19 protein-coding genes and 2 pseudogenes are annotated in these 25,728 nt (G+C 44.0%); 7 read left to right on the top strand and 14 right to left on the bottom strand.

Annotated elements, in window-relative coordinates; genetic code table 11:
- Positions 1–27 precede the first annotated feature (27 nt).
- The 3 genes from NLZ44_RS16005 to gcvP form a co-directional block, all read right to left on the bottom strand.
- The gene (locus tag NLZ44_RS16005) at positions 28–1,011 is read right to left on the bottom strand and encodes a serine hydrolase (protein WP_493750447.1); all 984 of its coding nucleotides are present in this window, start codon (positions 1,009–1,011) and stop codon (positions 28–30) included.
- Between the two features lie 555 nt (positions 1,012–1,566).
- On the bottom strand, positions 1,567–2,739 hold the full coding sequence (locus NLZ44_RS16000) for a WecB/TagA/CpsF family glycosyltransferase (RefSeq protein WP_493750446.1): 1,173 nt from the start codon (positions 2,737–2,739) through the stop codon (positions 1,567–1,569).
- A gap of 515 nt (positions 2,740–3,254) precedes the next feature.
- Positions 3,255–6,194: an aminomethyl-transferring glycine dehydrogenase gene (gcvP, locus tag NLZ44_RS15995; protein WP_493750445.1), complete on the bottom strand. Its 2,940-nt coding sequence runs from the start codon at positions 6,192–6,194 to the stop codon at positions 3,255–3,257.
- 89 nt (positions 6,195–6,283) lie between these two features.
- Here gcvP and mtnA point away from each other — a divergent pair, with 89 nt between their 5' ends.
- A complete protein-coding gene (gene mtnA / locus NLZ44_RS15990; protein ID WP_008056181.1) occupies positions 6,284–7,390 on the top strand; it encodes an S-methyl-5-thioribose-1-phosphate isomerase in 1,107 nt (368 codons plus the stop codon).
- Between the two features lie 4 nt (positions 7,391–7,394).
- Here the strand turns inward: mtnA and NLZ44_RS15985 are convergent, their stop codons facing one another.
- Entirely contained in the window at positions 7,395–7,778 is a 384-nt protein-coding gene (locus NLZ44_RS15985; protein WP_493750444.1) for a sll0565 family protein, read from the bottom strand.
- A 41-nt stretch (positions 7,779–7,819) separates the two neighbouring features.
- On the opposite strand from NLZ44_RS15985, the pseudogene NLZ44_RS15980 reads away from it, so the two are divergent.
- Positions 7,820–8,085 (top strand): annotated as a pseudogene (locus tag NLZ44_RS15980) (DUF6439 family protein).
- A 42-nt stretch (positions 8,086–8,127) separates the two neighbouring features.
- Here NLZ44_RS15980 and NLZ44_RS15975 read toward each other — a convergent pair.
- The 6 genes from NLZ44_RS15975 to NLZ44_RS15950 all read right to left on the bottom strand — a co-directional run bounded on the left by NLZ44_RS15975 (position 8,128) and on the right by NLZ44_RS15950 (position 14,622).
- Entirely contained in the window at positions 8,128–8,607 is a 480-nt protein-coding gene (locus NLZ44_RS15975; RefSeq protein WP_493750443.1) for an ATP-binding protein, read from the bottom strand.
- A 631-nt stretch (positions 8,608–9,238) separates the two neighbouring features.
- On the bottom strand, positions 9,239–10,183 hold the full coding sequence (locus tag NLZ44_RS15970) for a DNA cytosine methyltransferase (RefSeq protein ID WP_008056173.1): 945 nt from the start codon (positions 10,181–10,183) through the stop codon (positions 9,239–9,241).
- A 17-nt stretch (positions 10,184–10,200) separates the two neighbouring features.
- Positions 10,201–11,274 carry a HindVP family restriction endonuclease gene (locus NLZ44_RS15965; protein WP_493750442.1) on the bottom strand — a complete coding sequence of 358 codons (1,074 nt, stop codon included), beginning with the start codon at positions 11,272–11,274 and terminating at the stop codon, positions 10,201–10,203.
- A gap of 85 nt (positions 11,275–11,359) precedes the next feature.
- On the bottom strand, positions 11,360–12,256 hold the full coding sequence (gene recO, locus NLZ44_RS15960) for a DNA repair protein RecO (protein WP_493750441.1): 897 nt from the start codon (positions 12,254–12,256) through the stop codon (positions 11,360–11,362).
- Positions 12,256–12,948: a deoxyribose-phosphate aldolase gene (gene deoC / locus NLZ44_RS15955; protein ID WP_008056169.1), complete on the bottom strand. Its 693-nt coding sequence runs from the start codon at positions 12,946–12,948 to the stop codon at positions 12,256–12,258. The genes recO and deoC overlap by 1 nt, the downstream gene beginning before the upstream one ends.
- An 84-nt stretch (positions 12,949–13,032) precedes the next feature.
- Positions 13,033–14,622 carry a B12-binding domain-containing radical SAM protein gene (locus NLZ44_RS15950; RefSeq protein WP_046318911.1) on the bottom strand — a complete coding sequence of 530 codons (1,590 nt, stop codon included), beginning with the start codon at positions 14,620–14,622 and terminating at the stop codon, positions 13,033–13,035.
- A gap of 189 nt (positions 14,623–14,811) precedes the next feature.
- On the opposite strand from NLZ44_RS15950, the gene NLZ44_RS15945 reads away from it, so the two are divergent.
- Together NLZ44_RS15945 and NLZ44_RS15940 are read left to right on the top strand one after the other, a co-directional pair.
- Positions 14,812–15,273: a peroxiredoxin gene (locus tag NLZ44_RS15945; RefSeq protein WP_006622625.1), complete on the top strand. Its 462-nt coding sequence runs from the start codon at positions 14,812–14,814 to the stop codon at positions 15,271–15,273.
- 124 nt (positions 15,274–15,397) lie between these two features.
- On the top strand, positions 15,398–16,567 hold the full coding sequence (locus NLZ44_RS15940; protein WP_493750440.1) for an AbrB family transcriptional regulator: 1,170 nt from the start codon (positions 15,398–15,400) through the stop codon (positions 16,565–16,567).
- Between the two features lie 367 nt (positions 16,568–16,934).
- Here NLZ44_RS15940 and NLZ44_RS15935 read toward each other — a convergent pair whose 3' ends face one another.
- Positions 16,935–18,920, bottom strand: coding sequence for a 4-Cys prefix domain-containing protein (locus NLZ44_RS15935; RefSeq protein WP_493750439.1), 1,986 nt, complete (start codon positions 18,918–18,920; stop codon positions 16,935–16,937).
- Positions 18,921–19,065: 145 nt separating this feature from the next.
- Here NLZ44_RS15935 and NLZ44_RS15930 point away from each other — a divergent pair.
- The 3 genes and pseudogenes from NLZ44_RS15930 to NLZ44_RS15920 all read left to right on the top strand — a co-directional run bounded on the left by NLZ44_RS15930 (position 19,066) and on the right by NLZ44_RS15920 (position 21,580).
- Positions 19,066–19,495 (top strand): annotated as a pseudogene (locus tag NLZ44_RS15930) (NfeD family protein).
- Between the two features lie 81 nt (positions 19,496–19,576).
- A complete protein-coding gene (locus NLZ44_RS15925) occupies positions 19,577–20,500 on the top strand; it encodes an SPFH domain-containing protein (protein WP_493750438.1) in 924 nt (307 codons plus the stop codon).
- Between the two features lie 405 nt (positions 20,501–20,905).
- The gene (locus NLZ44_RS15920; RefSeq protein WP_006622617.1) at positions 20,906–21,580 is read left to right on the top strand and encodes an SDR family oxidoreductase; all 675 of its coding nucleotides are present in this window, start codon (positions 20,906–20,908) and stop codon (positions 21,578–21,580) included.
- Positions 21,581–21,593: 13 nt separating this feature from the next.
- On the opposite strand, the gene NLZ44_RS15915 is transcribed toward NLZ44_RS15920, so the two are convergent.
- The 3 genes from NLZ44_RS15915 to glgA all read right to left on the bottom strand — a co-directional run bounded on the left by NLZ44_RS15915 (position 21,594) and on the right by glgA (position 25,292).
- Positions 21,594–22,739, bottom strand: a complete 1,146-nt coding sequence (locus tag NLZ44_RS15915; protein ID WP_493750437.1) for an ATP-binding protein — start codon at positions 22,737–22,739, stop codon at positions 21,594–21,596.
- Between the two features lie 159 nt (positions 22,740–22,898).
- Positions 22,899–23,702 carry a sulfotransferase domain-containing protein gene (locus NLZ44_RS15910; protein ID WP_493750436.1) on the bottom strand — a complete coding sequence of 268 codons (804 nt, stop codon included), beginning with the start codon at positions 23,700–23,702 and terminating at the stop codon, positions 22,899–22,901.
- A gap of 114 nt (positions 23,703–23,816) precedes the next feature.
- Positions 23,817–25,292 (bottom strand): glycogen synthase GlgA, encoded by a 1,476-nt coding sequence (gene glgA / locus NLZ44_RS15905; protein WP_493750435.1) that lies wholly within the window; start codon positions 25,290–25,292, stop codon positions 23,817–23,819.
- Positions 25,293–25,728: the final 436 nt, after the last annotated feature.

The raw sequence follows: 25,728 nt of genomic DNA, 5'->3' as shown, positions 1-25,728 counted from the left end.
TTCTCTGAATGCGAACAGGACCCTCCCCTAATTCAGGGAGGGTTTTTTTAGTTGACTGGGTTCGGTGGTGGAGTTAAAAACGCTGACTTCTTTGGGGGTCAGGTTTTGGGAGGCTCTATTGAGGCGATCGAAAATGTGGCGGGACATTTGAGGAAAGATGTCTTGATCTTGAGAGTAGGCGGGATCATTGGCGAAAATTGCCAGAATATAAATGGTCTGATCATCTAGGGTTCTTACAAAAATCACTTCTTGGCGTGAGTGGCTGGTATAACCAACTTTGGAACCAAAATAAATGTCTGTGGGTAATGATTGACCTAAAAATCCTTCGATAAAGTGGCGATCGCTTTCATCCCAAGTCTCGGAATTTAGATCTCGGGTGAGAAGGTAAGCCATTTTGGTGCTGGCTATGGGAGAAACGGCTTGCTGGGTGTAAATTTCATACATTAGCCGCGCCGCCTGGTCTGTGGTGATCTGGTTTCCATTAACTAGGTCTCGAGTTTGCTTTAATTGCAGATCTCTACCTGTGGGTGTTTCTTGTGAGTTGTCGATGGGATAATTTTTCATGCTGAGAATAATTCCAGCATAACCCGCTTGTTCAAAGAATTTGTTAATCTGACTCCGTTGGTTTAGCCAGGTTGTTAAGTCTTTTCCGGTTAAGGCTTCCCCGGAAGTGCTTTGGGTAATAGCATCTACAATTTCACTGGCTGATTGATTATCGGAAATGCGAATCATTTGGTTGAGGTGGTCATGAAATTTAGATTCATCCCTAATTGACCCACGTTCAACTTGATCAAAAAAGCCGACTAACCAAAATAGTTTGGCAACGCTGGCGGGAAACCTTAAAATTTGGTTGTTGTATCCAGCTTTGTAGTGCTTGCCGGAATCGCTAACATCTACTAAGGTGATCGACAGTGCTTCGGTGGGGAATCCTTTGTTTTTGGCGATCGCTACTGTTTCATTGACGATCGCCTGTAGTTGTGCTTTACTATCCCAGTTGGGTGCTGACTGCACATTATACCCGGTTTTTATTGGTTCTGTTGATGAGATTTGATCTACTTTGGCGGTTGAGAGTTTCAACACTAGGGACCTGACTATCGACAGCATACCCCACCCCAAAGCGATCGTTACTATCATTAGCAATAACAGCCGATCATACCGTAACCTTGGCAGAGGCTTTACATTACCCATAATCCGATTTTTTTTATAGGAGTGTCCCCGTCGGCGAATATAAACCATTTTCTCAGCATTGACCTGCATACATACCATACCTTAACCCAAGGCGATCGCTACCATAGAAAAAGAAAATTCTAAGTTGATTTTTTCATCAATTTTAAAAAATGGCCCTCGTAATTTAGCGTCGAGGGTTGACAAGTCCTGGGAACTCATGATACTATTAAGGTAGTAAGTTATATAATCGGAATCTTTGCAACAAATTTAAAATTATCACTATTCCCATTATATAAAATTATACCACAAGCTCCCGCGAAACGCAACCCCCCTCCCGCAGAAGAAATTTTTTGTAACATTTCTTAACTTTTCGTTACAAAACTTAACATTGGGGTAGATTCAAAGCAGCATTTCGGTCTGTGGGCGGGTGAGATAGGACAAAATAGAATCAACAGTTTGTTGCTTGAGCCATTTTTTCTGGACGGCAAGTTCGCCAAACCTGAGATGTTTTTGCTGTTGTTCAAGCAAAATCAAGTTAATTTGTTGATCATCCAAAAGCATAGCCTGTTTGAGGTAATAACCCAAAGGTTGCCTTTGTTGACTCCCCCCAATTTGAGGTAGCTGCTCGGCAAAAAAGTCCACAGTTTCTTGACGTAGCCAACCCAAATCTGTGACAATTTCACCAAAGCGGAGATTGTGTCTTTGCTCTTGAATTTGAAGCACCCGTTGCACCTGGAGTGCATCTAATAAACCTGCATCCTCAAGCATTTGTCCCAATAAAGGCATTTGCCAATGAGGGATAGCCATGTCTCCCAAAGAGCTAAAGGGGGAATGATAAAGGTTAAGTTTTTGTTGCATGAGTAGCATGAAAAACGGCATATCTTCAATGAGATAGCGCTTCCAGAGGCGCTGTGGTTCAGATACGAGTCTGTGTAACCACTCCAGACCTGCTTCACTTATCCACTGAGGTGAACGGGGTTTTTCTCCTGCTTCAAAATCAATAGTCGCGCCAATAGCTAAGAAGATTTTGGCATGGGTGAGTTTATCCTTATGTTTCATAATCCACTTTTCTTGTTTAGGAGCGCCGACCCCAACAGCAAGAACAGAGGCTTTTGAGTGATTAATGCGATCGACAATGCGTTGACATTCCAGCTCGTCTTTTTCAAAACCAAAGGGTGGAGAGTAGCAGTCAACGACCATTTCACGACCGACTTTTTCGTTGATTTTAACTTTCGCCCTAGCGGCTACACCTTCAGCAGCACCGAGCAAAAATATCTGAATCGCTTCACAATCTCGGTAGTAATTATAGAAGGCGGGAAATAGGTCAGAGCCGGATATTTTTTCAGCAATAGGCTGGTTTAAAAGCCGAGAAGCATAGTAGACAATCTGACTATCGCAGACGCGGTAATCCGACTTACTATAGATATCGTAAAAATCTTTGTCTTTCTGCAATCGCATCAAGTGATCGACATTAGGAGTGAAAACAATACCGCCACGTCTCCCAAGTTCTTCTAGGAGTTGTTCGGTGGTAATATTGTCAATACATATATTGAATAACTTAACTTCGTTCATGATAGATGTACCGTGTTTTTACAGTTGTACGAAAAACCAGATAATAGATGGTTGTGATGGAGTTTTTGTTAAGTGTCAGTGAGCTGACTTGTCTGTAACACTTAATGAATTAAACTCAGCACGAATACCTCGGCATATTTTGGTCAACTAAGTTGCACTGAACTACTGCGAATTTTGATTTTGCTAAAAAGAAGGATATAGTAGGAAAATGGCTGGTTTAGTGAAAAGTAAATCAAACTATCATGGGGATTTCACGCTGGAGGTGAAACGATAAAAACCACCCAGCAGCCAGTGCGGTGCTAAAACCGAATCCCTTGGCTGAGGCAGTCAACCACATCATAAGGGTGAATGGCTGGGAAAATCAATAAAATTATGTAAAGAATTAACAAACCATTGTAAAGGATCAGTTAAGACGGAGGGTAAAATTTCGATCGCTTTTAATTTAATAACACAGAAGCAGGGGCTGTATCAGGTAGATAAGCCCCATGACTGAATGGGAGAGAGAGGGTTATGGCTTAATCCTGATAAGCGGTCATAGGCGCACAGGAACAGACAAAATTGCGATCGCCAAAGGCATTATCAATGCGACCCACAGGCGGCCAATATTTATAGTCGCGAGTCCAAGCGGCGGGATAAGCGGCTACTTCCCGGGAGTAGGGACGATTCCACTCACCCACAATCAGAGATTCTGCGGTGTGGGGGGCTTGTTTAAGGGGGTTATTTTCCCGGTCAAACTCCCCGGACTCAATGGCAGCAATTTCCTGACGAATAGCAATCATAGAGGCACAGAAACGATCCAACTCATCGAGGGACTCACTTTCTGTAGGTTCCACCATCATAGTCCCCGCCACTGGCCAAGAAATAGTAGGGGCGTGGAAACCGTAATCCATGAGTCGTTTAGCGATATCATCCACATCAATATTAGCAGACTTTTTGAGCGATCGCAGATCCAAAATACACTCATGGGCAACTGTACCATTGTTACCCTTGTAGAGAATCGGATAAACCCCCTGTAGACGACGCGCCATATAATTAGCATTGAGAATGGCGACCTCGGTAGCTTTTTTCAAGCCAGAAGCCCCCATCATAGCAATATACATCCAGGAGATGACCAGAATACTAGCGCTACCCCAAGGCGCAGCCGAAACCGCGCCGCCTGAGTAAGTTTCCCCCATATCCACGACACAATGACCGGGTAAAAACGGTAATAGGTGTGGCATCACCCCAATGGGACCCATTCCCGGACCCCCGCCGCCGTGGGGTATACAGAAAGTTTTGTGCAAATTCAGGTGGCAGACATCAGCGCCAAAATCTCCGGGACGACATAACCCTACCTGTGCATTCATATTAGCACCATCCATATAGACCTGACCCCCGCAGCGGTGGATGATGTCACAAATATGGCGAATACCGTCTTCAAACACGCCATGAGTGGAGGGATAAGTTACCATCAAAGCAGCGAGTTGGTCTTGATGCTGTTCAGCTTTTTGCTGCAAATCATCAATATCAATATTACCCTGGCTGTCACATTTAACAGGTACAACTTTCATGCCACACATAACGGCACTAGCGGGATTAGTACCGTGTGCAGATTCAGGAATTAGACAAATATGGCGTTGATTTTCTCCTCGGCTTTGATGATAACCACGAATTGCTAATAAACCAGCATATTCCCCTTGAGAACCTGCATTAGGCTGTAGAGAAATGCCAGCAAATCCGGTAATTTCTGCCAACCATTCCTCAAGTTGTTGAAACAATACCTGATAACCTTGAGTTTGAGATTTGGGTGCGAAGGGGTGCAACTTACCAAACTCCGGCCAAGTGACGGGAATCATCTCGGCGGTAGCGTTAAGTTTCATGGTACAGGAACCCAGAGGAATCATAGAGGTAGTCAGGGATAAATCCCGACTTTCTAAGCGGTGTAAATACCGCAATAATTCGGTTTCTGAGTGATGGCTATTAAAAACGGGGTGAGTGAGGTAAGCAGAAGTGCGAGTTAAATGGGGGGGAATGGCGGATTTGATGGCAAGTTCTTCTAAGCCAAAGTTGAGGGGTTTACCCAGGGCAAAAATTTCCAGCAGATTAATAATATCTGCGGTGGTGGTAGTTTCATCTAGGCTGATACCAATAGAGTTATCGGCTATTGGTCGTAGGTTAATCTGGCGGAGTTGGGCGAGGGAGATAATTTCTGATGAGGATATATGACCCAATTCAACTTGTAGGGTATCAAAAAAGTGATGATTGGCGATCGCATATCCCAACTTTTGCAAACCCGTAGCCAACATCATAGTTAACTCGTGGATATTCTCAGCAATCTGTTTTAAGCCTTGTGGTCCATGATACACCCCATACATACTAGCAATGACAGCTAACAGAACCTGGGCGGTACAGATATTACTGGTAGCCTTATCGCGGCGAATATGTTGTTCTCTGGTTTGGAGGGCGAGTCGGAGGGCGGGTTGACCCTGGCTATCAATGGAAACCCCGACCATACGACCAGGACAGGAGCGTTTAAAGGCTTCCCTGGTGGCAAAATAAGCCGCGTGGGGTCCCCCATAACCTAGGGGAACACCGAGGCGCTGGGTGCTTCCTACGGCGATATCAGCGCCTAATTCTCCTGGGGGTGTCAGTAGGGTAAGGCTGAGGATATCTGCAGCCATGGTAATAATGGCTTTATGGTTATGGGCGGTTTGGATAAATTCCCGATAGTCGTAAATTGCGCCATTAGTGGCGGGGTATTGCAATAAAGCCCCAAAAATTGGATCGCTAAAGTCGAAGGTGCGGAAATCTCCAATAATGATTTCAATACCTAGGGGTTTAGCCCTAGTTTGTAGGACCTCTATGGTTTGAGGGTGACAGTCTTGGGAGACAAAAAAGTGATGGGCTTTGGCTTTGCTAATTCCATAACTCATGGTCATGGCTTCGGCGGCGGCGGTCCCTTCATCAAGAAGGGAGGCGTTAGCGATTTCTAGCCCGGTTAGGTCGATAACGAGTGTTTGAAAGTTTAGTAGGGCTTCCAAGCGTCCCTGGGCGATTTCGGCTTGGTAGGGAGTATATGCGGTGTACCATCCCGGATTTTCTAGGATGTTCCGTTGGATAACGGGGGGGGTGATACAGTCGGAGTAACCCATACCGATAAAGGAACGGTAAATTTGATTTTTACTGGCAATTTCGCGGAGTTTGGCTAAAGCCTGATGTTCGGTAAGGGGGGCGGGTAGGTTCAGGGGGCGGTTTAAACGAATGCCTTGGGGAATGGTATTATCAATCAGGCTTTCTATACTGTTGTATCCGATCGCTGACAGCATTTGTTGAATTTCAGCGTCATTGGGGCCGATATGTCGGTTGAGGAATTGATCGGCGGGGGTTCTATTGATGTGACCATCACGGGGATGGCTGAGATTCGATGTACTATGGTTTGGGGATTTTGTGGGACCGGGTAAATTGATATCCAGCATGAAACTCCGACTGATTCAACAAAGATCATTTAAAACAGAATCATCAAATTGTAGTCCCTAAATCCCTGAATGGGTACAATGGCGGCTTGATGGGAAGTGTACAACAGATGATCGCTGGTGTTCCCTATGATAAAGTGACAATCTCTATGGAAACTAAGGTTTATCCGGTTATTTGGCACGAGGATCGAGTTTTACTCATTGACCAAACTCGCCTCAGTCATGAGTATGCGATCGTGGAAATTAAGCGCTATGAAGATATGGCTAGGGCGATCGCTACTATGATTGTCCGAGGGGCTCCGGCTATTGGTATTGCGGCCGCTTATGGTATGTATTTGGGGGCGCGGGATATTCAAAAAAGCGATCGCGATGGGTTTTTGGCGGAACTTAAAGGGGTGGCTGAGATTTTGGGGAATACTCGCCCCACGGCGGTAAATTTGTTTTGGGCTATTGAAAGAATGCTGAAAACCGCTAGGGAAACTTCGGTTTCTGTGTCGGAAATTCCCCAGGTGCTATTGGCTGCGGCTCAACAAATTCAAGCTGAGGACTTGAATACTTGTCAGGCGATCGGAGATCACGGACTGGCGGTTTTACCGAAAACTCCCGAACAGCTTAATATTTTGACTCACTGTAACACGGGATCTTTGGCTACGGCGGGTTATGGTACGGCTTTGGGGGTCATTCGATCCTGTAAGGCGGCGCAACGCTTGGGGCGGGTCTATGCTGATGAAACTCGCCCCCGTCTACAGGGAGCCAAATTAACTACTTGGGAATGTGTACAGGATCAGATCCCGGTGACTTTGATTGCGGATAATATGGCGGCTCACTGTATGAAGTTGGGGTTAATTCATGCGGCGATCGTTGGTGCCGATCGCATTGCGGCTAATGGAGATACCGCTAATAAAATTGGCACTTATAATGTGGCTTTGGTGGCTCGCGCCCACAATATCCCCTTTTTTGTAGCTGCTCCCCTGTCTACGGTAGACTTTCGATTACAGAGCGGGGAAGGTATCCCTATTGAGGAAAGAGACCCGAAAGAAGTTTATCAAATTGGCTCGACTGCTATTTGTCCCCCAGGTGTGGAGTTTTATAATCCGGCTTTTGATGTGACTCCGGCTGAGTTAATTACGGCAATTATTACTGAACATGGGGCTGTAGCACCTGGGGATCTCAAAAATCTTATGGTTCATCAATGCTGAATGTCTAACCAGAACAGGATTTCAGCAGCCAACCAATTACTACCCCTAGTCCCCCAAAACGGACGGCTTGCCAAAAGGGTTCTTTGAGGCTACCCCAGGTAAACAGGCTGCTTTCTAAGTTTAATTCTACGGCTTCTAGTTCCTGGGTAAGCTGTTTTAATTCTTGCTTGAGTTGTTGGGATTTGACCTGCTGGAGTTGGGGGATCACTTGGTCAATACGGTTTTTCAGCTCGGCTTGACGTTGGCGATCGCGCTGAATTTGAGCTATCCTCTCTTGTATGGTGGCGATCGCTTTCGAGGCAGATTCGAGGGCTTCTTCGATTTCCTCTTGGTCCCGATTCAGTTGAGAATCATTGGGGGTTGGTTGGGATGAGGTATTTCTTGGCATAATGATTAGAAAATGCTCCCAACTTCAAATATAGAATCACCATGACTCATTCTAGTTCAACCAAAATTGATAATGCCGAGACTTTGCAACTAGCCCAGAAACTGGCTGAACATCTGGCTATTTCTGAACGGGACTGGCATCGTCTCAAATCTAATCGTAATGCTCGGGTCGGGAACAGGTGGCCGCGGCTTTGATTTTTTTGCTCAAGGATGAACCATCTGAGGCTATCCCTAGATTACAACAGGCGATCGGTTGGTTAGATCGGTCTATCTCTGCACCTCCATGTCCTACTCATGGCTCTAAATGATCCCCCAAATGGGTTGTTTCATCAAATATCCCACAGATAGCCCTACCAGCCTCGACTAGACTGTGAGAGAACCGGGATTTCTTTACTTAGGATTAGTTCGGTTCCATCTGGGTTCCACTCCACGCGATCGAATATTTGCTCAAGAATATACAATCCTCGTCCGCATTCATGTTCATCATGGGGTAGTTCTGGGTCATCCCAGCAGTTATCATTAGTTTCCACTGCTGACAAGCTACAGCCACAGGATGGGGTTTTAAATCCCCCTCCTTGGTCTGAGATCAACCACCAGAACTGATTATTGATGATCGCAAAACGAACGACAACCGTTTTACTGGGATCTAGCTTATTGCCGTGTTTGGCAGCATTGACTAGGGCTTCTTGTAGTCCTAGTCTGATTTCATCTTGGCACTCCGAGGGGATTTCGGCGAGAAGTAAATCCAAAATCGATCCCAGATAGAGTGTAGAAGCAAAGCTAATTGTGACCCAGTTACGTTTAACCGGACGTGATGATATGGCAATCACTTAGAAAACTCCCAGGCTTTCAGGTGAACTATTTTCACCAACTGCATAGTTGTGAATACTCCACTTATGTTGAATCAAGCTGTTGTTTAAGTTTAAGTACCCGTCCCTAAATTAATATTAGCAAAAAAATCCGCCAAATGTACATTTCCTCAAAAATAATCTGCAATTGTCTTTAAATCTAATGATAGTAACAAGGACTCATTGCCGGGTTTGGCCAATGTGGTGCTTTTGACCCCACCCCCGAATATGTTTTGCATTAGGGTATTGTCTATTCCTTAGTTATCATTATTAATTATCTTCGGAGATCACCCTTTTCATAAATCAGTGATTGGGGAGCAACATTCCCACTGCTGGCAGCCCCTGAGAATTGATATCCTACATAGAACTGATCCGCCATAATCTACTGTATCATCAGATACTAAATTGCCGATTTTAGCGATCGCCTCACTGCATAAATCTAGTATTTTGTCAACCCCATGCACGGAATAACTAGGATTTTCAAGACGGGCAAAGATTATACCATAGTTAATGACAAGTTAATCATAATTTTGTCCCCCCCCCACATTTATGATATAACTTCCCGTTAATTTATTGACACCAATTAGTAGGGGAACAATTCAATAGCCAACTGTCAATTAAAGAGGCTAAGTTGTATATAGGAATCGTGAGACCCAACGTGATTATAACCATCTTCAATATATTTAAGAAGAGAACCTGCCACATATTCAGCTAATTTGACGGGAACCGCATTGCCAATCATCTGTTCCAAGTCAGATTTACTCCCCTCAAATTTGAAAGACTTAGGAAAGGTTTGGATATAACTTCTTTCCATAGTAGTTAGTGGTCGTAGAGAGGGATTGAGGTCACAGGCATCGCCTTGATGTTTTTGATAAGTTTTAGGGATAGGTCGATTTACACCTCGCACTGTGGGACTAGGTTCATAGATACTAAAAATTCCTCGCCTTTGATAACTTCTTGGGTGACGATAAAAATACTCAATTCCCAAACTCAAACCTAGATAATCAAAAACTGTCATCGGCTTAGAGGCATAATTTTTGAACAAATAAGGTTCTAAAAAATTGTCTTTTCCTTCTAGTTCACCGATGAGAAAATATCGTTTTCTGGCTTGTGGAACCCCACAATAACTAGCATCCAAAACTGAGCCAGTCAAACCATAGCCACTGTTTTTTAAGATTTGCCAAGTCACTTTAAGAGTTTGACTCTTGGTGATTCTGGAAACATTTTCCATCATAAAAAAGCGAGGCTTAATAGAAGCAATAATGCGAGCAAAATTGATAGTTAAGTTAGCACGTCCTAAACTTTCATCCCTTTTACCCGCGCTGGAAAAATCTTGGCATGGGGGACCACCAATAATGACTTCTGGTTTACACTCTCGCAGAGTATGTATCACGCTTTCTTCAGATAAATCAACTTGAAAAATGGGATGTCTGAAGTTACGTTGATAAACTTTAATGGCTGGCTGCCATATCTCGAATGCGGCTTTAATATCAAATCCAGCATTTTCAAATCCCAAAGATAATCCACCACATCCAGCAAACAAATCTATAGTTCTCATAGTTCACAAATTTATAGTCAAAATAAATCTGGTGAGTTGTATATTATAGCATCAAACCTTCTTTCGGGACTCAGTAAATTTTGACCATCTCCTAAAATAATATTTTTGATTTCCTGCTTAGGGATTCTTGGTTGTCGCCAAGACTCTGAGTTCATATATTCGTGAGTTATTTTTCCATTGACTGCAAATGCTTTATCATTTTTGGTGTTGTATGAGCAGGAATCAATAATGCTTACATAGTCAAATAATCCGCGATCGCCAAAATCACTTAACATTTTAAATAGCCAAATTACTGTTCGTGTATATCTGGAAATTTTGATGATTTGACCAAAGTTTTCTATTTCTTGTTTAGCCAAATTGATAAATAATCGACTCAAGGAAATATCACTCCAAATAAATACATCTAAACAGTTAGTAGACAATTGGGGAGACTTTCCCTGAGTTTTCCAAATTGGCTGCATTAAAAATGGTTTTTGAACTGAAACAATGTGGCTCATTAAGTTATCGATCGCTTCTATCATAGTTGAGACATAAGGAATTACTGATAGGGGTTCTGTCCAATCTAAATCCTGTGGAAATGTTAATTGTAGTAATTCCGCCATATTAGTTCCTTGTTGCCGAAGATTAGAGGCTATGCTACAGGCTAAATAAACAATAGTATCGGGTCGTACTACAATTTCACATCCGTACTGATTTTCAGGTAGTTCGCAAGTTGTATTATCTGGTAATGCGGTCAGTTTAATTTCCATAGCACGCAAACAAAGTCCGTTAGTTTGCGTAACTAAATCAACTCTGGGAAGGGTACCAATTAAATATTGTTGATAGGGTGTAAATTGTGATTCAAAAGCATAAAATGCTAGATCCGATTGAGGATTAATACCAAAAACATCTTCGGTGGCAATAGTTGTATGCTCAATCTCTAAGTTAGAATTTACTTTAATATAGATATTTTCAAGATTGATCTCATGCAAATAGCAACATAAAGCTGTCGGAAAAGATGAATTAAAACAATTTTTACCCCAGGATTTTTTTTGTAAGAAATCGCGATTAGAATATCTTATCCCAAATAAGCTAGGCTGCTTTTTAACCATTTTTATTATGATTGAATCGTTTATCCAAAATATAACCAAAATCGACCAGCTACCGAAACCATGATTAATCAATCATCAGTCCTAGTTATTGACACCAATTAGTAGGGGAACAATTCAATAGCCAACTGTCAATTAAAGAGGCAGATTGAATCGAGCGAGCAAACTGATATTCAGCATAGCGGCGTAGTATTTTTTCCACGGTTATCCAAGCTGATGGTTGATAGGTATTCCAGAGATTAGTTAATTCTGATTGGGCTAAATGTTGAAGAATTGCCAAGGGTTCTGCTGCTAGACGCGCATCAATTTTGATGGAGATTTCCTCAGTTAGATAACGCCCACCTGCTTCGGAAACTGAGGATGATTGATGGTCATTATGTTGGCTGGTAATGCGGGATAATTCGGCTAAATTAATGATACCCCCAGCCGCTAAACTGAACCCTACCAACCAATTAGGGTCGCTAAAATTAGGGTTTAAAGGATGTTGAGTTAGACAACATAACTGGACTTGGGGAGCAATTCCCGCCCAAGCTAAGAGGTGAAAAATTCCATGAGTTAAACGGGCGACTATACCGATCGCATTTTCCTCTGTAGAGGTATTAGGAAGTCCTTCTAGGCGGTCTAAATGTTCTGACAATAGCAAAAAGAGTTCCGGTTGAGGTTGTTCACTCAAGGCTTGACTAAGAACCAATTCAGCCAAATATTGACCAGCGGCTAATTTACCCAAATTTTTAGCGAGTCCACTATGGGAGTTGATAATTTCCGCCTGAGTAATTTTATCAAGCGATCGCCCTTTGGCAATTAACCACTGATTAACCACAAATAAACCCGTAGTCCCCCCCAGACGCGATCGCGATTTTCTCGCCCCCGGTGCTACCACTCGCATCAGACCAAATTCTGGTGTTAAAATAGTTAATAGGCGATCGGACTCTCCCAGAGGTATCGCCTTTAAAATAATCCCAGTAGCTTTATAAGTACGACTCATTAATCCTGATTTTCTTGGTTGAGTTGATGGCGCGGGTTGCGGATAATATGTACCCCTCCAGAAGTACCTAAACGGGTCGCCCCCGCCTCCCAAAGTGCGATCGCCTGATCATAAGTGCGAATACCTCCAGAAGCCTTAATTCCCACCTGAGACCGCGCTACTTGCTTGAGTAACCTAACATCCTCGACCGTCGCACCTCCATAATATCCCGTGCTAGTTTTGAGATAAGTAACCCCCGCATCAATAGCCAATTCCGCGGCCAGACGTTTTTCTGCGTCTGTCAAAACGGCTGTTTCCAAAATGGCTTTAACCACCACTCCGGTTTCCTCGCAAATTTCGGCTAATTCCCGGTTCAACTCATTAGTTTTTCCCGACTTTAACCAACTTAAATTAATCACCACATCCAACTCAGTCGCCCCATTTTCGACCGCTTCTAAGGCTTCATACAGTTTCACGGCGGAAGTATTCGCACCACAGGGAAACCCAATTACCGTACAAACTTTAGGGCTTTTATTTTGCAGGAGTTCCCGCGCCAGTTTGACAAAACCAGGGAAGATACAAACGGAAGCGAAATTATATCGATCCGCTTCTTCACAACACTTTTGGATTTGTTCATCAGAAGCCATCTGATTTAATAAAGTATGGTCAATTAGGGGCGCAATATCAAGATCATCGTAGGATTCTCTCATCATAGGATGCTATGGTTAAGGATAATAGATTTGACAGAATTTTAAGTTAATCATAGGGAGCAAATTTGCTCCCTATAACTAATCAATTCAAGCTGTAACTTCTGATAAAAGTTCAGCGGGCGGCAATTCCGCCGACTCCACTTTTTTAAAAGTCTCTAGTTGTTGAGTAATTTCAGCAGTTACGATGTCGCGATATTCGAGGAAATGTTCATTGTGGGCGCAGACCGTTAAATAATGTTCCCAAACCGCCGGGTTATGGCGAATAATACCAAATAAATGATGCCAGAATTTCCACCGAGTCGATCGCTTAATTCCTTGTCGCCAAATAATAATTGCCAAAGCCCGTAAATCCACCAATTCAGGAGTTTTAAAAGGGGTTTTACTGCGAGGTGCGCCTAATTTCAGGAAACAGTTATAGGTTCTGTCCAAATAGCGATCGGGTTCATAGAGAGTCCGAAAAGCCTGGATATATTCGGCGGCAATTTCTTCAACCGGACGAGTCGGAATAAAGTTCATTAACATAGTTTGGTTAGTAGCGTGTTGGCTAATATTTTCCCGATCCGCTAGTAAGCGTCCTTCTTTCTCCAACCGATGCCATAATCCGGTATTGGGGAGGGCTTGCAACATCCCCAACATGGCAGTAGGAATACCAGCCTGATCTACAAACTCAATCACCCGGGAAGCCGCCCCAGATTTTTCGCCATCAAAACCGATAATAAATCCCGCCATTGGTCGCAAGCCAGCCCGGATAATTTTATCGACAGATTCGCTTAAAGAACTACGGGTATTTTGGAATTTTTTAGTTAAAGCCAAACTAGCTTCGTCCGGGGTTTCAATACCCAAAAATACCGCATCAAAATTACAGTCAACCATCATATCCATGAGTTCTTCATCGGCGGCTAAATCCACTGATGCCTCTGTATTAAATCGGAAAGGATATTGATGTTCAATTTGCCAAGTCTTGAGGGCTTTTAGCAATAACTTAACATTGCGCTTATTGCCGATAAAATTATCATCGACCATAAACACTCCCCGCCGCCATCCTAATTCATACAGATAATCTAATTCTTTGAGGAGTTGTTCAGGATTTTTGGTGCGGGGTTTGCGCCCGTAGAGTACAATGATATCGCAAAATTCGCATTGGAAGGGGCAGCCACGGGAAAACTGTACGGACATAGAGTCATAAGCATCCAATTCCAGCAGATCATAACGGGGAACTGGAGTAGTGCTAACATCAGCTTTTTCTGGCGATCGGAAAGTGCCGCTGGTTTCTCCCCGGTTAATGGCTTCGACAAATTGGGGTAAGGTGATTTCGCCTTCGTCCAGGATTAAATAATCTGCTTCGGCTGCAACTTCACCAGGGACTGAGGTGGCATAAGGTCCACCAACAGCGACGGGTTTACCTCGGCGTTTGGCTTCCTGAATTTGTGCCAGCAGATCGACTTTTTGGACGATCATGGCGGTGAGAATGACTAGATCCGCCCATTCCCATTCGGCTTCGGTGACGGGTCGGATATTGCGATCGACTAACTTAAATTCCCATTCTTGGGGTAAAATCGCCGCTACGGTGATCAGCCCTAGGGGAGGTAACAGGACTTTGCGATCGACCAGTTCCAGAATTTTGTCGTAGGACCAGAAAGTTCTAGGAAACACTGGATAAATTAGTAAAACTCGCATTTAATCAATACCTCATTGTTTAATATGGCGATCGCTTTTGGGCGCGGAACTATAGAATCGTGCAGCATGGAACCTGGGGGAATAGGTTTCCATTAATTAGGTTTCCGCAGGATAGATTCCGCGATATCATAACAAAGGCACACAAAATTTAACATTTTTGCTAAAGTTAAGTTACAGGATATCGCAAATATGCCAGTTCAAGTTGGAGACCTCGCCCCCGATTTTACTTTAACCTCCCAGACCGGGGAATCGGTTAGCCTCAAAGACTTTCGGGGTAACAAAGCAGTAGTGCTTTATTTTTACCCTAAAGATGATACCCCAGGATGCACGGCCGAAGCCTGTGCCTTTCGGGACAGTTACACGATTTTTCAGGAAACTGGGGCGGAAGTTATCGGAGTCAGTGCGGACTCCCCCGATGAACATCAGAAATTTGTCGGTAAGTATAATTTGCCTTTTACTCTGTTAAGTGATAAGGGAAATCAGGTGCGGAAATTATACGGAGTTCCAGCCACCTTATGGATACTTCCCGGTCGGGTGACTTATGTAATCGATAATCAAGGGGTAGTCCGTCACATTTTTGATTCCATGTTGGATTTTAAAGGTCATGTGGATGAAGCCTTAAAAACTTTGCGTTCTATGTCTGCTGTCTAGGTGGACTTTGGGCCAAATTCTAGCGGGCTATAATGCCCGCCCTGGTATGATTAGTATTTATTAAAATCTTTATCCTCCGCTTTCTCAGAATTACATTTAACCATTATATATAGATAGTCATGAAATGAAAATTAATAGCTCTGCTTTTATTCCCATGCAATTGACAGCAAAATATCTTGATTTTTCTAGGCATCAAAGACCGTTAAAAACGTTACTATTAAATGGGGAAAAAGTGGGAGTTATCCTAATTGAGATGACGATCGCTATCATGGCAGGATGGCTTTTGGCTTCCTTAAATATGCCAGTAGGATGGCTGATAGGTCCGATGATTGTCGGGATTTTATTGGCTCTAATTTGGCAGAAGTCTACACCTTTACCCAAGTCTTTTAACCTGGTCGGACAGGCGATCGTTGCTTTAACTACTGCTACTCGATTTTCCCCCGAAACTTTGATACTCGGTAAAACCTACGCTTTACCCCTATTAGGTTGTATTGTAGTAACAGGTGCCATGAGTGTCTGTAATGGCTATCTATTATGGCGGTGGGCGAAAATCGATCGCACTACCGGATTTTTAGGTTGCATTCCCGGTGCTGGTCCTAGTTTAGTAGCTATCAGTGAACAAATGGGTGCTGATGCGATCGCCGTCGCCGTCCTCCAATATATCCGCATTCTCCTAGTCGCTTTAATTATCCCCACCCTAGCTAGTTTCTGGTTTGCTTCCCCTGGACTTCCAGAAATGCCATTAGTCTTATCTTCCCCTACTTCCCTATCTAGTCCCCCCCACGCCCCAGCTTTCCTTAACTGGCTAATTATCAGCGTCTGCGGCGGTTTGGGAGTGTGGCTAGGACCTTTGCTGCGGCTTCCTTCTTCCCTATTTCTCGGCCCTTTTTTGGCGGGATTAATTGGCTTTTGGAGTTTACCTTATACCTTTGAAATGCCACCCCTCGGCTTTACTGTCGGGTTGGTATTCGTCGGACTCGGTACCGGTCTTAAATTTGATGGGAACACCGCCAAAAAGTTAATCAAAGCCGTATTAATTGAGGTAATCTTAGTCATAGTTTTAATTTTCAGCTGTTTAGGGGTTGGATATATATTCCATCTAATTACTAAAGTTGACACCATGACCGCTATTTTAGGCTCAACCCCCGGCGGAATTACCGCTATGATCGCCACAGTCCTACAACTAGGGGGAGATTCCGGTTTGGTCATGGCTATGCAGATGACCAGAATGCTATTAATTCTGCTAATTGTACCCTGGATTTTACAGCAGATGATGATTGACAAAAAAGAATAACCAACTCTCCACCAGATCTCATGTAGGGGCGGGTTCGCCTATATCCTTCCCTCCTAGGGATAAGATAAATCAACCCGCCCTCTGAGGGTTCGCCTATATCCTCCCCTTCTAGGGATAAGATAAATAAACCCGCCCTCTGAGGGTTCGCCTATATCCTCCCCTCCTAGGGATAAGATAAATCAACCCGCCCTCTGAGGGTTCGCCTATATCCTCCCCTCCTAGGAATAAGATAAATCAACCCGCCCTCTGAGGGTTCGCCTATATCCTCCCCTCCTAGGGATAAGATAAATCAACCCGCCCTCTGAGGGTTCGCCTATATCCTCCCCTCCTAGGGAAAGATAAATAAACCCGCCCTCTGAGGGTTCGCCTAGGAAATGTAACTGGTAGCGGAATCAACTTCTGTGGTTGAGGGTTCCGTGGGTGTTTCCGTGGGTGTTTCTGTGGGGGAGTCTGTGGGTGTTTCCGTGGGGGAGTCTTGGTAGACTAACCGCCAAACTAAATAACCACCTGCGATCGCCAAAATCAATAAAGCCAGAATCAATACAGCCTGTTTCAATCGCTGGAGACGAGTAGCCCTCTTGTCAACAGAAGTCACAGCTTCTTCTTCCATCAAGGCGCGTGATGCTGCTGTAAATTCCGACTCTAAGGGTGGCGACTCTTGAGTGGTCGCAGTGGGTTCGACCAGAACCAATTTTTGAGGAGAAACCCCAAAATAAGTTAGAACCACCGAAACATTATCCCGACCATTTTGGGTATTAGCCACCTCAATCAAATCCCGAACCGCTGATTCTAAGGATTTTTCGCCCCGTAAAACCAAAGGCGCATAGTCCGCCCAAGTTTTCTCAACCCATTGGTTGTCACTGAGTCCATCAGAACACAACAAAAGTAGACCATCAGACTCAATGATAAACCGTTGAACTGCCGGGCGCAAAAATTCCGCCTCTCGGGTTCCCAAGGCTTGAGTTAAAGCGCGGCCATCCCGGCGTTGTTTAGCATCCCAGTATACAGCACGACCCAGACGCACTTCCCGGATGGTAACATCATCATCAATGGTCAACTGTTGACAAGACTCCGGCGTTATCCAATAGGCGCGACTATCACCGACATTAACAATATAAAGTTCATGGGCATTGTTAAAATCGAAACCAGAGCCACGTCTAGCGTGTTGTGGGAGTTGTAGTGCCATAACTAGGGTAGTTCCCATGCGCTGCTTAGATGAGCGTTCCTGCTCATCATTTTGGGCGGCAATGACATTATTAACAACTCTGGTAATTTCCTGAAGTTGATGGGCGATCATCAGGGGGGAAAGTAGGGTTTCCTGTTGCTCAACTTCCATGATGAAACTGTGAATCAAGGGCTTAATCGATTGGACAGCCAACTGACTAGCAATTTCGCCACCTTCATGACCCGCCACCCCATCACAAACTAAACTTATGTAGGGGATGAGTCTGTCATTGGGGTAAATATCGGTTTGCTTGAGATCGGTAGCTGTGGGGTAGCAACAATCTTCATTATGCGATCGCATCATACCCACATCTGTTTGACCTGCTACTGCTATATGTAAGGGCAACTCAGATGCTTGTTCTAGTAAGATCTGGTTAAGTTGAGTGGCGATCGCTTCTATGGCATCCTCTGGGCTATGGCGTAGGACTTGCACAATATCCTGTAAAGGCTGGCGGATTCTCTGATGGGCAGTTTCAATCAAAACTGACCAAGACTCAGCCAGATCTCGTAGGGTTGGTTGTATCTTACCCTGCTGATGTAACTCCCGCAATCGTACCCGCCACCCAGTTACTCGCAGGTTATGCTTAATTAGTAAACTATAGGTAGCTCCCTGCTCACACAGAGGAATCCACAATTGTAGAATCTGCCATAGCCAGTAAACTTGACGGACTGCTGTGGCTTCCGGCCATGCTTCTACCAACGAGGGGTATAAATTGCCGCGATCATCAACCGGGATATTATCCAGAAGCACAATCTCAACCATATCCTCAGCAGCAGTCAAGTTGTAAACCCCATAGACGCTGGGAATATGGAGGTGGTAAGGATACAGATACAAATAGGATGCGATCGCATCAGATAAGCGATCGGGAAGCACCGGAGGGACTCCTGGCTTAGTATCCAACCAAATTTGGGGCGCCGTCACATAGTAGCGGTTTCCAACTATTTGTCCCGATTGCATGGACTGAGCCGCAGAACCCACCGCCCACAAATAGCGATAGGTTAACGGTGTCTCACAGGTAGCACAGATTTGCTCTCCCAAGACATTGCTAGGTTTGGGACAGACCGGGTTCGTGCAGTAGATCGGGGGTGGTGATGAACTGCTGATTTGCAATAGTTTATGTAAAGACACTCTGAAGATATGTTGCCGATAGGACTCAACCAGGAAAATCAAATATAAAATAATTGTAGCTCCTGTTGATCATAGCAATCCATTAATCATCAAATTTGCGCTATCAACTCTAGCGCCCTAAATTACCGGGAGGCTTGTTAAATCGATGTTTGCCAATCCTACACTCGTTTGGTTGCTGGCCGGGGCCGTGTTATGTTTGATGGAGTTATTTCTTCCTACGGCCTTTGTCGAGTTTATGATGGGCGTGAGTGCCTTGGTAGTGGCTGCGATCTCTTTGATCTTGCCTAATGTTCCCATACAAATAGCTCTCTGGATGATATTATCCGTGGCATCTATAATGGTAATGCGCCGTTTATTGCCACACCGTCGGGTTGCTATCCTGGAAGAAGCAACGGAGGCTGAAACTTTGACGGAAATTTTGCCGGGACAAACCGGACGGGTAATTTATGATGGGATTTCTTGGCGGGCACGTTCGGAGGGAGAATATGCGATCGCTCCTGGACAAAAGCGTCCTGGTTGTCAATCGAGAAGGAAATACCTTAATTGTCGTTCCTGAAAAGTTAATCAATTCCTAACTACTTGATTGGTCAGAAGTCTATCCTGGTCAAGCTGTAGAAATATGCTCATCCGAATTTAACACTAGAGGAAAATCAACCATGGAACAGCTATTTTTGATCATTATTTTACTCTTCGGTGGCTCGACACTGGCAGGTTCTGTCAAAATTATTAATCAGGGCGATAAAGCCTTAGTCGAAACCCTCGGTAAGTATAATGGCCGTACCTTAGATCCGGGTTTAAACTTTCTTGTCCCTTTCTTGGATCGGGTGGCTTATCGGGAAACTGTCCGGGAACAAGTCCTTGATATTCCTCCCCAAAAATGTATTACCCGCGATAATGTTTCCATTAGCGTTGATGCTGTCGTTTATTGGCGGATTATGGATTTGGAAAAAGCCTGCTATAAGGTGAATAACCTACAGGCTGCTATGGAAAATATGGTGCGAACCCAGATCCGTTCCGAAATGGGAAAACTAGAACTTGATCAAACTTTCACCGCGCGCACAGAAGTTAATGAAATGCTATTGCGGGAATTGGATATCGCTACTGACCCCTGGGGTGTGAAAGTTACACGGGTGGAATTGCGCGATATTTGCCCTACTAAGGCGGTAATGGATGCTATGGAATTGCAGATGTCTGCGGAACGACAAAAACGGGCTGCTATTCTGGCTTCCGAAGGAGAACGAGAATCTGCTGTTAACTCCGCTAAAGGTCGGGCTGAGGCGCAAGTGTTAGCTGCTGAAGCTCAACAAAAGGCTGTGGTACTCGAGGCTCAAGCACAACGTCAATCTCAGGTTCTCAAAGCCCATGCGACGGCGGAAGCTATCCAAATTCTAACTAAGACTCTCCAAAGTGACCCGGAAGCACGGGAAGCCTTGCAATATCTGTTAGCCCAAAACTATATTGAGATGGGAGCTACTATCGGTAATAGTGATAGCAGCAAGGTCATGTTTATGGACCCGCGATCTATCCCCGCCACTCTCGAAGGTATGAGATCTCTGATTTCTGATACCCCTAGTTCTTAATTCACTCATCCCCATCGACGATTCAGATATGCACACAATGTGGTTTTTGTCAAGACTCCTAAAAATGGCGATCGCCTTAGTCCCCCAAAACTCGTGCATCGTGAATTTTTAATTTTGGTCGTAGAATAATCCTAACCCCGACATAATCGGGGCTTTAGGCTCTTTTTTTGCGCCTAGACACAAGAAGCCCTTGGTAACGATTTATCCGATGATACCATAACCCCTATAATCTCGTCAACTATTTGCGAGATATTTTCAATTAAATTGTATTAATTCTTAACAATATTTTGAAATTTAAATCCATTGAGTCGTAAAAATTAGCAAAAATTATATTTGGGGGTATTTGAGGACAAGGGATAATGGATAATTGATAATGGATAATTGATAAACGATTTTAGTAAATAGATGAATTCTGAATCTTGTATTTTTCTCGCGGGTGCGAGTCGGGGTGTAGGTCGGGAAATTGCCAATTGTCTGAGGGGAGGACAAGTAAAGGTTAGGGCATTATTACGATCGCCATCCAGCGGACCAGAACTCGAAAGAATGGGGATTGAAATTGTCATGGGAGATGCTCTCGATCTGGCGGCCGTTGAACAGGCTGTGACAGACGGGCCGGCTATTTCTGCCATGATTAGCACCATTGGCGGTTTACCGAAAGACGGTCAAAGGGCTGATTATTTGGGGAATCGTAACCTGATTGATGCAGCCGTGAAAGCTAATGTAGGAAAATTTATCCTAATTTCCTCCATTGGTAGCGGTCAAAGTGCTGTAGCTCTCCCTCCCCAGGCTATGGAAACCCTGAAATCAGTCTTGATAGAAAAGGAAAAAGCCGAGGAACATCTGATTAATAGTGGCCTCACCTATACTATTATCCGTCCGGGAGGGTTAAAGTCCGAACCAGCGACGGGAAATGGTGTGCTAACCGAGGATTACCGAGTGGCGGGAACTATCCACCGCGCTGATGTGGCGGCTTTGGCTTGCGCCTGCTTGCACTCGGATCAGGCTAATAATAAAATTCTCTCAGCTATCGATCGCCAAATGGCCTATGGTCAAACAGATTTTGAGGTTTTGGATATATAATCATCCCTGAAAATCAACAAATCTTTACTTCTTGGAGGGTTGGGAACTGCATATTAGGATCGCGATTATTTAAAGGTAGACGAATCCAAAATGTAGTTCCTACTCCGGCGGTTGATTCAAAGCTAATCGCGCCGCCATGAGCTTCGACAATGGATTTGGCGATCGCTGTTCCTAAACCTGTTCCTCCCTGTTTTCCATAGGTGACAAAGGCATCAAATAGGTGTTCTTGAATAGCTTTGGGGATACCCGGTCCGTTATCTTTAACCATAATCACCCCCCAATTACCTTGAGTCGTAGCAGTGATGATAATCTTTCCCTGTGAATTAGGAAAGGCCTCCACTGCATTGCTGACCAAGTTCTGTAGGACTCGTATAATCTTGTTAAGGTCAGCTAGGACGTAGATTCCGTCAGGAATATCAATGACCAATTCTACATCAGAGGAGTGTAAATAGACTCGGTTTAACTTTTCAAACTGCTGTATAATCTCCCCTATAGCCACTGGCTTTAATACCAGGCTGGTGCTTCCCCGACTAAATTCTAGGACTTCTTCAGCCATTCCTAACATCCGTTGAATTTGCATGGAAATTAGATCGCACCATTCCTCGGTTTCTTCGTCCGGGTGTAGTTCCCGAATCATGGAACTAGAAAGCTGAATACCTGTGAAGGGGCTGCGAAAATCGTGTACAATGGTGTTGACCATTTCCCCCAATAGTTCCATTTTCTGCTTGTGAACCATTTGGTTGACATACTCGTTGGTGGTGTTTCGCAGTTGTTGGGTAATATAGCCGAATAGCTTGAGGACTACTTGACCCTTTGCGTCTTGGAGAATGGTCATCAGGTTATCGCGTGAGATTTTAGCTAGGGTAGCTCCCCCTAGTGTAGCGATCGCTCTCGCACTGCGTGGCTGTCCGTCTAACACCCCAAATTCACCAAAAAAGCTATCGGGTCTAGCTACTGTTACCACCTGATAGCGATCGCCTCCTGTGGACTTACTAAACTCTACTTCCCCCGTTAGCACTAAATATAAGTAGTCGGGAACTTCGCCTTCTTCAAAAATTAGGCTTCCTTCTGGGTAGTATTCGACAATAGCCAACTGACAAAGTTTATCCGCCTGTTCTGGCTCAAAATAGCTGATAAACTGATGGGATAGTAAATCCATGAGTGTATACCTGCTCTGCCATTGATATAATAATATGGTTATCCATTTTGATCTACTCAAACAATTTATGCACTTTTCGTCAATCCTGTTTCAGTTGTCACCTATCTCGGTTAGGCTTTTCTCTGATTAATTATGACATGGGTAGCAGGTGATCAAGTCTTAATTACTATTAATATTTGTGACTTTTGGTGACTCCAGTTCCCTCATTTCATTGTAAATATTCTGGGATTTTTGGCTGATAATCTTGCGGGTATGTTCCGACAATTCTTGTGCCGACGAGTTGATTTGACCACGCCGAAAGAAATTTTGATATCCGCCATTTTCAGCAAATCCTAGAGTTTGGCTATCTCCCCGCTGACTGAGAGTTTTAACTTGTGGGAATTGTTGATTGGTGACGGCAATTTTAGCCTGAGATTCTGTGATATCTAAATCCAGAAAATTGCAGGCATTTTTGAGAGATTCAACCGGGTTATTATTTAGGGATTCATAGCTAATAAATAAAAGGCGATCGTTGTCAGTTTTTGCCGCTTCTAAATAACTGTTAATATGACCACACCATTGATTAATTAAATTCAGACAAAACCCATCTATACCCGAGTTATTTTCGTGAAACTTAGGCGACCTTAGTTGATAGTGATAGTAGGAACAAAGACAATCAGCAGGATGTCGAAATAGGTAGATAATTCGATAATCTGAAATTAGATCATAAGATTCATGGGTTTTAATAATCCGAAACGGAATTTTAATCCGAGGGTGGCGATACCAGTCTTCAATATCAACCTTATAAACATCTGGGATCACATTACCCCCTGGCTGTGTTGTTTCCCCCCCCAACTGTTGAATTACATCACTAAGTAACAATCGCATCCAAGTATTACCAGAACGTGGATAGGAGGCTAGAAATACATCTGTCGGTCGAAAATACCATTGATTTACTTGGTATTTATATGCTGAGGAAAACATGATATCCGATTAGATAGATTAACCGATGTAACCGATATGGTTTGAGGTTTCAGGTGTGAGGTTTGGGATATTCCCGCCACCAAAAACCCCAGATCCATGGGAATTTTTCCCAACTTATTTATGTCGAATATACTCGTAAATCGACAAATACTGAGTAGCTGGATTTGACCATGAGTAGTCATATTCCATCCCTTGAATTGCCAACTTTTGAAACTCTTTGGGATAGTGATACCACAAGCCGATCGCTCTATCTAAAGCCGATTCTAGCGCCTGACTATCAGTTTGGAAAAACACATAGCCATTGCGTTTTTCCGGTTCATGATAGTTGTCATAGTCCCGGTCAAACACTGTATTTAGTAACCCGCCAACCCCCCGCACCACTGGAACTGTCCCATATTGCAACCCAATCATCTGAGTTAAGCCACAAGGTTCATAATTGCTGGGAACAATAATAATATCAGCCCCGGCATAAATGAGATGGGAAAGTTCTTCATTAAAACCAATTTCGATATGGCAATCAGGGTTATGATTTAGATGATTTTTTTCATGCCAAAACCAGTTATTAATTCCGGTTTCTGTTGCCGAACCTAACAACACAAATTGAGCTTGGCGATAGAGGGCATAATAAATAGCATGGTGGACGAGATGAACGCCTTTTTGTTGGTCTAAACGCCCCACATAAGCAATTAAAGGTTTATCCCCGTGACCCAGCCATAATCGCTCTCGGAGTGCTTTTTTGTTTTTGGCTTTTTCGGTAAAGGTGTCGGCATCATAATGATGGGGAATATAGCGATCGACTTCGGGATTCCATACTTCATAGTCAATGCCATTGAGTACCCCCCCGAATTTATGTTGATGTTCATGAATGGTATGGCCTAAACCATAACCAAAATCGCCATAGTGTGCTTCCCAAGCATGGTGGGGGGAAACTGTGGTGATGAAATTAGAATAGACGATTCCGCCTTTCATCAAATTGAGAGCAAAGGGATTAAAGGGATCTTGAAGGCGATCGTCAGCGAAATAGTAAGATTCCTTATTCAGACCCGTAGCCCACAAAACATTACATCCCGCCTGGCCCTGATGTTTAAAGTTATGAATGGTATAACAAACCCGTTGATATTCCATGCCATGATACTTGTAAATCTCGAACAGTAGCACCGGAACTAGGCCAGTTTGCCAGTCATGACAGTGGATCACATCGGGCCGTTTGTTAGTCAGCAACAGAAACTCTAAGGCTGCCTTACTGAAAAAGGCAAACCGCATATTGTCATCATTGCAACCGTAGTAGCAGCCTCGATTGAAAAATAAGTCATCCGAATGGGGGTCTATGAAAAAGCATAATCTGCCATAAACCCAGCCACAGTATACATCACAGTATATCGCTGCACCATACCAAGGGACAACTAAATCTCGATAGGCTTCGTGTAGTCCCCAAATATGGTCATAACGCATACAATCATATTTGGGTAGAATGATCTCTACTGCATGGCCCCGCAGTTCCAACTCTCGGCTGAGTCCGTAGACTACATCGCCCAAACCTCCCGCCTTGATTACAGGGGCGCACTCAGAGGCAATCTGTACAATGTACATCTTCACTCCTCTCGTAACAAAAGTTTATGTTCTATGTTTCCTATTGAATCAGGAAAAAGCACCGATCGCTCACCAATGTAGTTTATGACTCCTATTTTCTCTGGTTCTAGGAGTATATGGCAATTGAGGGTCTCAAAGAAATTATTTCCAGGATCAACGGCAAAATGGCTATTCTCAATGAACTTTGATAGATTTGGTGCGCTTGCCCAAGACTTGATGTATAGTCTGAGAGTACAATATCCCCGAACTCAAAAAACCAGTTCTGTTCTCAAAGGCATTCCCTTGGGGAATTGTCCTTTTAACCAGGTTGGGTGATAGATTAGAGAACCTGTGTCCCTCCAGATACTGCTGGCAGATTCTGAGGATGATCCTGGGATCGCTTGAGTATCAGGTAGGTGGGGCTAAATGGTCCGGTCTGTTCACAACCTTAGTGAGT

The organism is Arthrospira sp. PCC 9901, from assembly GCF_059013425.1.
Note: the sequence above shows the minus strand (reverse complement) of the source record. Positions and strands in the feature narration are given on the sequence as shown.

Excerpts from the sequence above, each read along its gene's own strand:
- NLZ44_RS16000 (WP_493750446.1), bottom strand. The coding sequence starts at position 2,739 with ATGAACGAAGTTAAGTTATTCAATATATGTATTGACAATATTACCACC.
- gcvP (WP_493750445.1), bottom strand. The coding sequence starts at position 6,194 with ATGCTGGATATCAATTTACCCGGTCCCACAAAATCCCCAAACCATAGT.
- mtnA (WP_008056181.1), top strand. The coding sequence starts at position 6,284 with ATGGGAAGTGTACAACAGATGATCGCTGGTGTTCCCTATGATAAAGTG.
- NLZ44_RS15985 (WP_493750444.1), bottom strand. The coding sequence starts at position 7,778 with ATGCCAAGAAATACCTCATCCCAACCAACCCCCAATGATTCTCAACTG.
- NLZ44_RS15970 (WP_008056173.1), bottom strand. The coding sequence starts at position 10,183 with ATGAGAACTATAGATTTGTTTGCTGGATGTGGTGGATTATCTTTGGGA.
- NLZ44_RS15965 (WP_493750442.1), bottom strand. The coding sequence starts at position 11,274 with ATGGTTAAAAAGCAGCCTAGCTTATTTGGGATAAGATATTCTAATCGC.
- recO (WP_493750441.1), bottom strand. The coding sequence starts at position 12,256 with ATGAGTCGTACTTATAAAGCTACTGGGATTATTTTAAAGGCGATACCT.
- deoC (WP_008056169.1), bottom strand. The coding sequence starts at position 12,948 with ATGATGAGAGAATCCTACGATGATCTTGATATTGCGCCCCTAATTGAC.
- NLZ44_RS15950 (WP_046318911.1), bottom strand. The coding sequence starts at position 14,622 with ATGCGAGTTTTACTAATTTATCCAGTGTTTCCTAGAACTTTCTGGTCC.
- NLZ44_RS15945 (WP_006622625.1), top strand. The coding sequence starts at position 14,812 with ATGCCAGTTCAAGTTGGAGACCTCGCCCCCGATTTTACTTTAACCTCC.
- NLZ44_RS15940 (WP_493750440.1), top strand. The coding sequence starts at position 15,398 with ATGAAAATTAATAGCTCTGCTTTTATTCCCATGCAATTGACAGCAAAA.
- NLZ44_RS15925 (WP_493750438.1), top strand. The coding sequence starts at position 19,577 with ATGGAACAGCTATTTTTGATCATTATTTTACTCTTCGGTGGCTCGACA.
- NLZ44_RS15920 (WP_006622617.1), top strand. The coding sequence starts at position 20,906 with ATGAATTCTGAATCTTGTATTTTTCTCGCGGGTGCGAGTCGGGGTGTA.
- NLZ44_RS15915 (WP_493750437.1), bottom strand. The coding sequence starts at position 22,739 with ATGGATTTACTATCCCATCAGTTTATCAGCTATTTTGAGCCAGAACAG.
- NLZ44_RS15910 (WP_493750436.1), bottom strand. The coding sequence starts at position 23,702 with ATGTTTTCCTCAGCATATAAATACCAAGTAAATCAATGGTATTTTCGA.
- glgA (WP_493750435.1), bottom strand. The coding sequence starts at position 25,292 with ATGTACATTGTACAGATTGCCTCTGAGTGCGCCCCTGTAATCAAGGCG.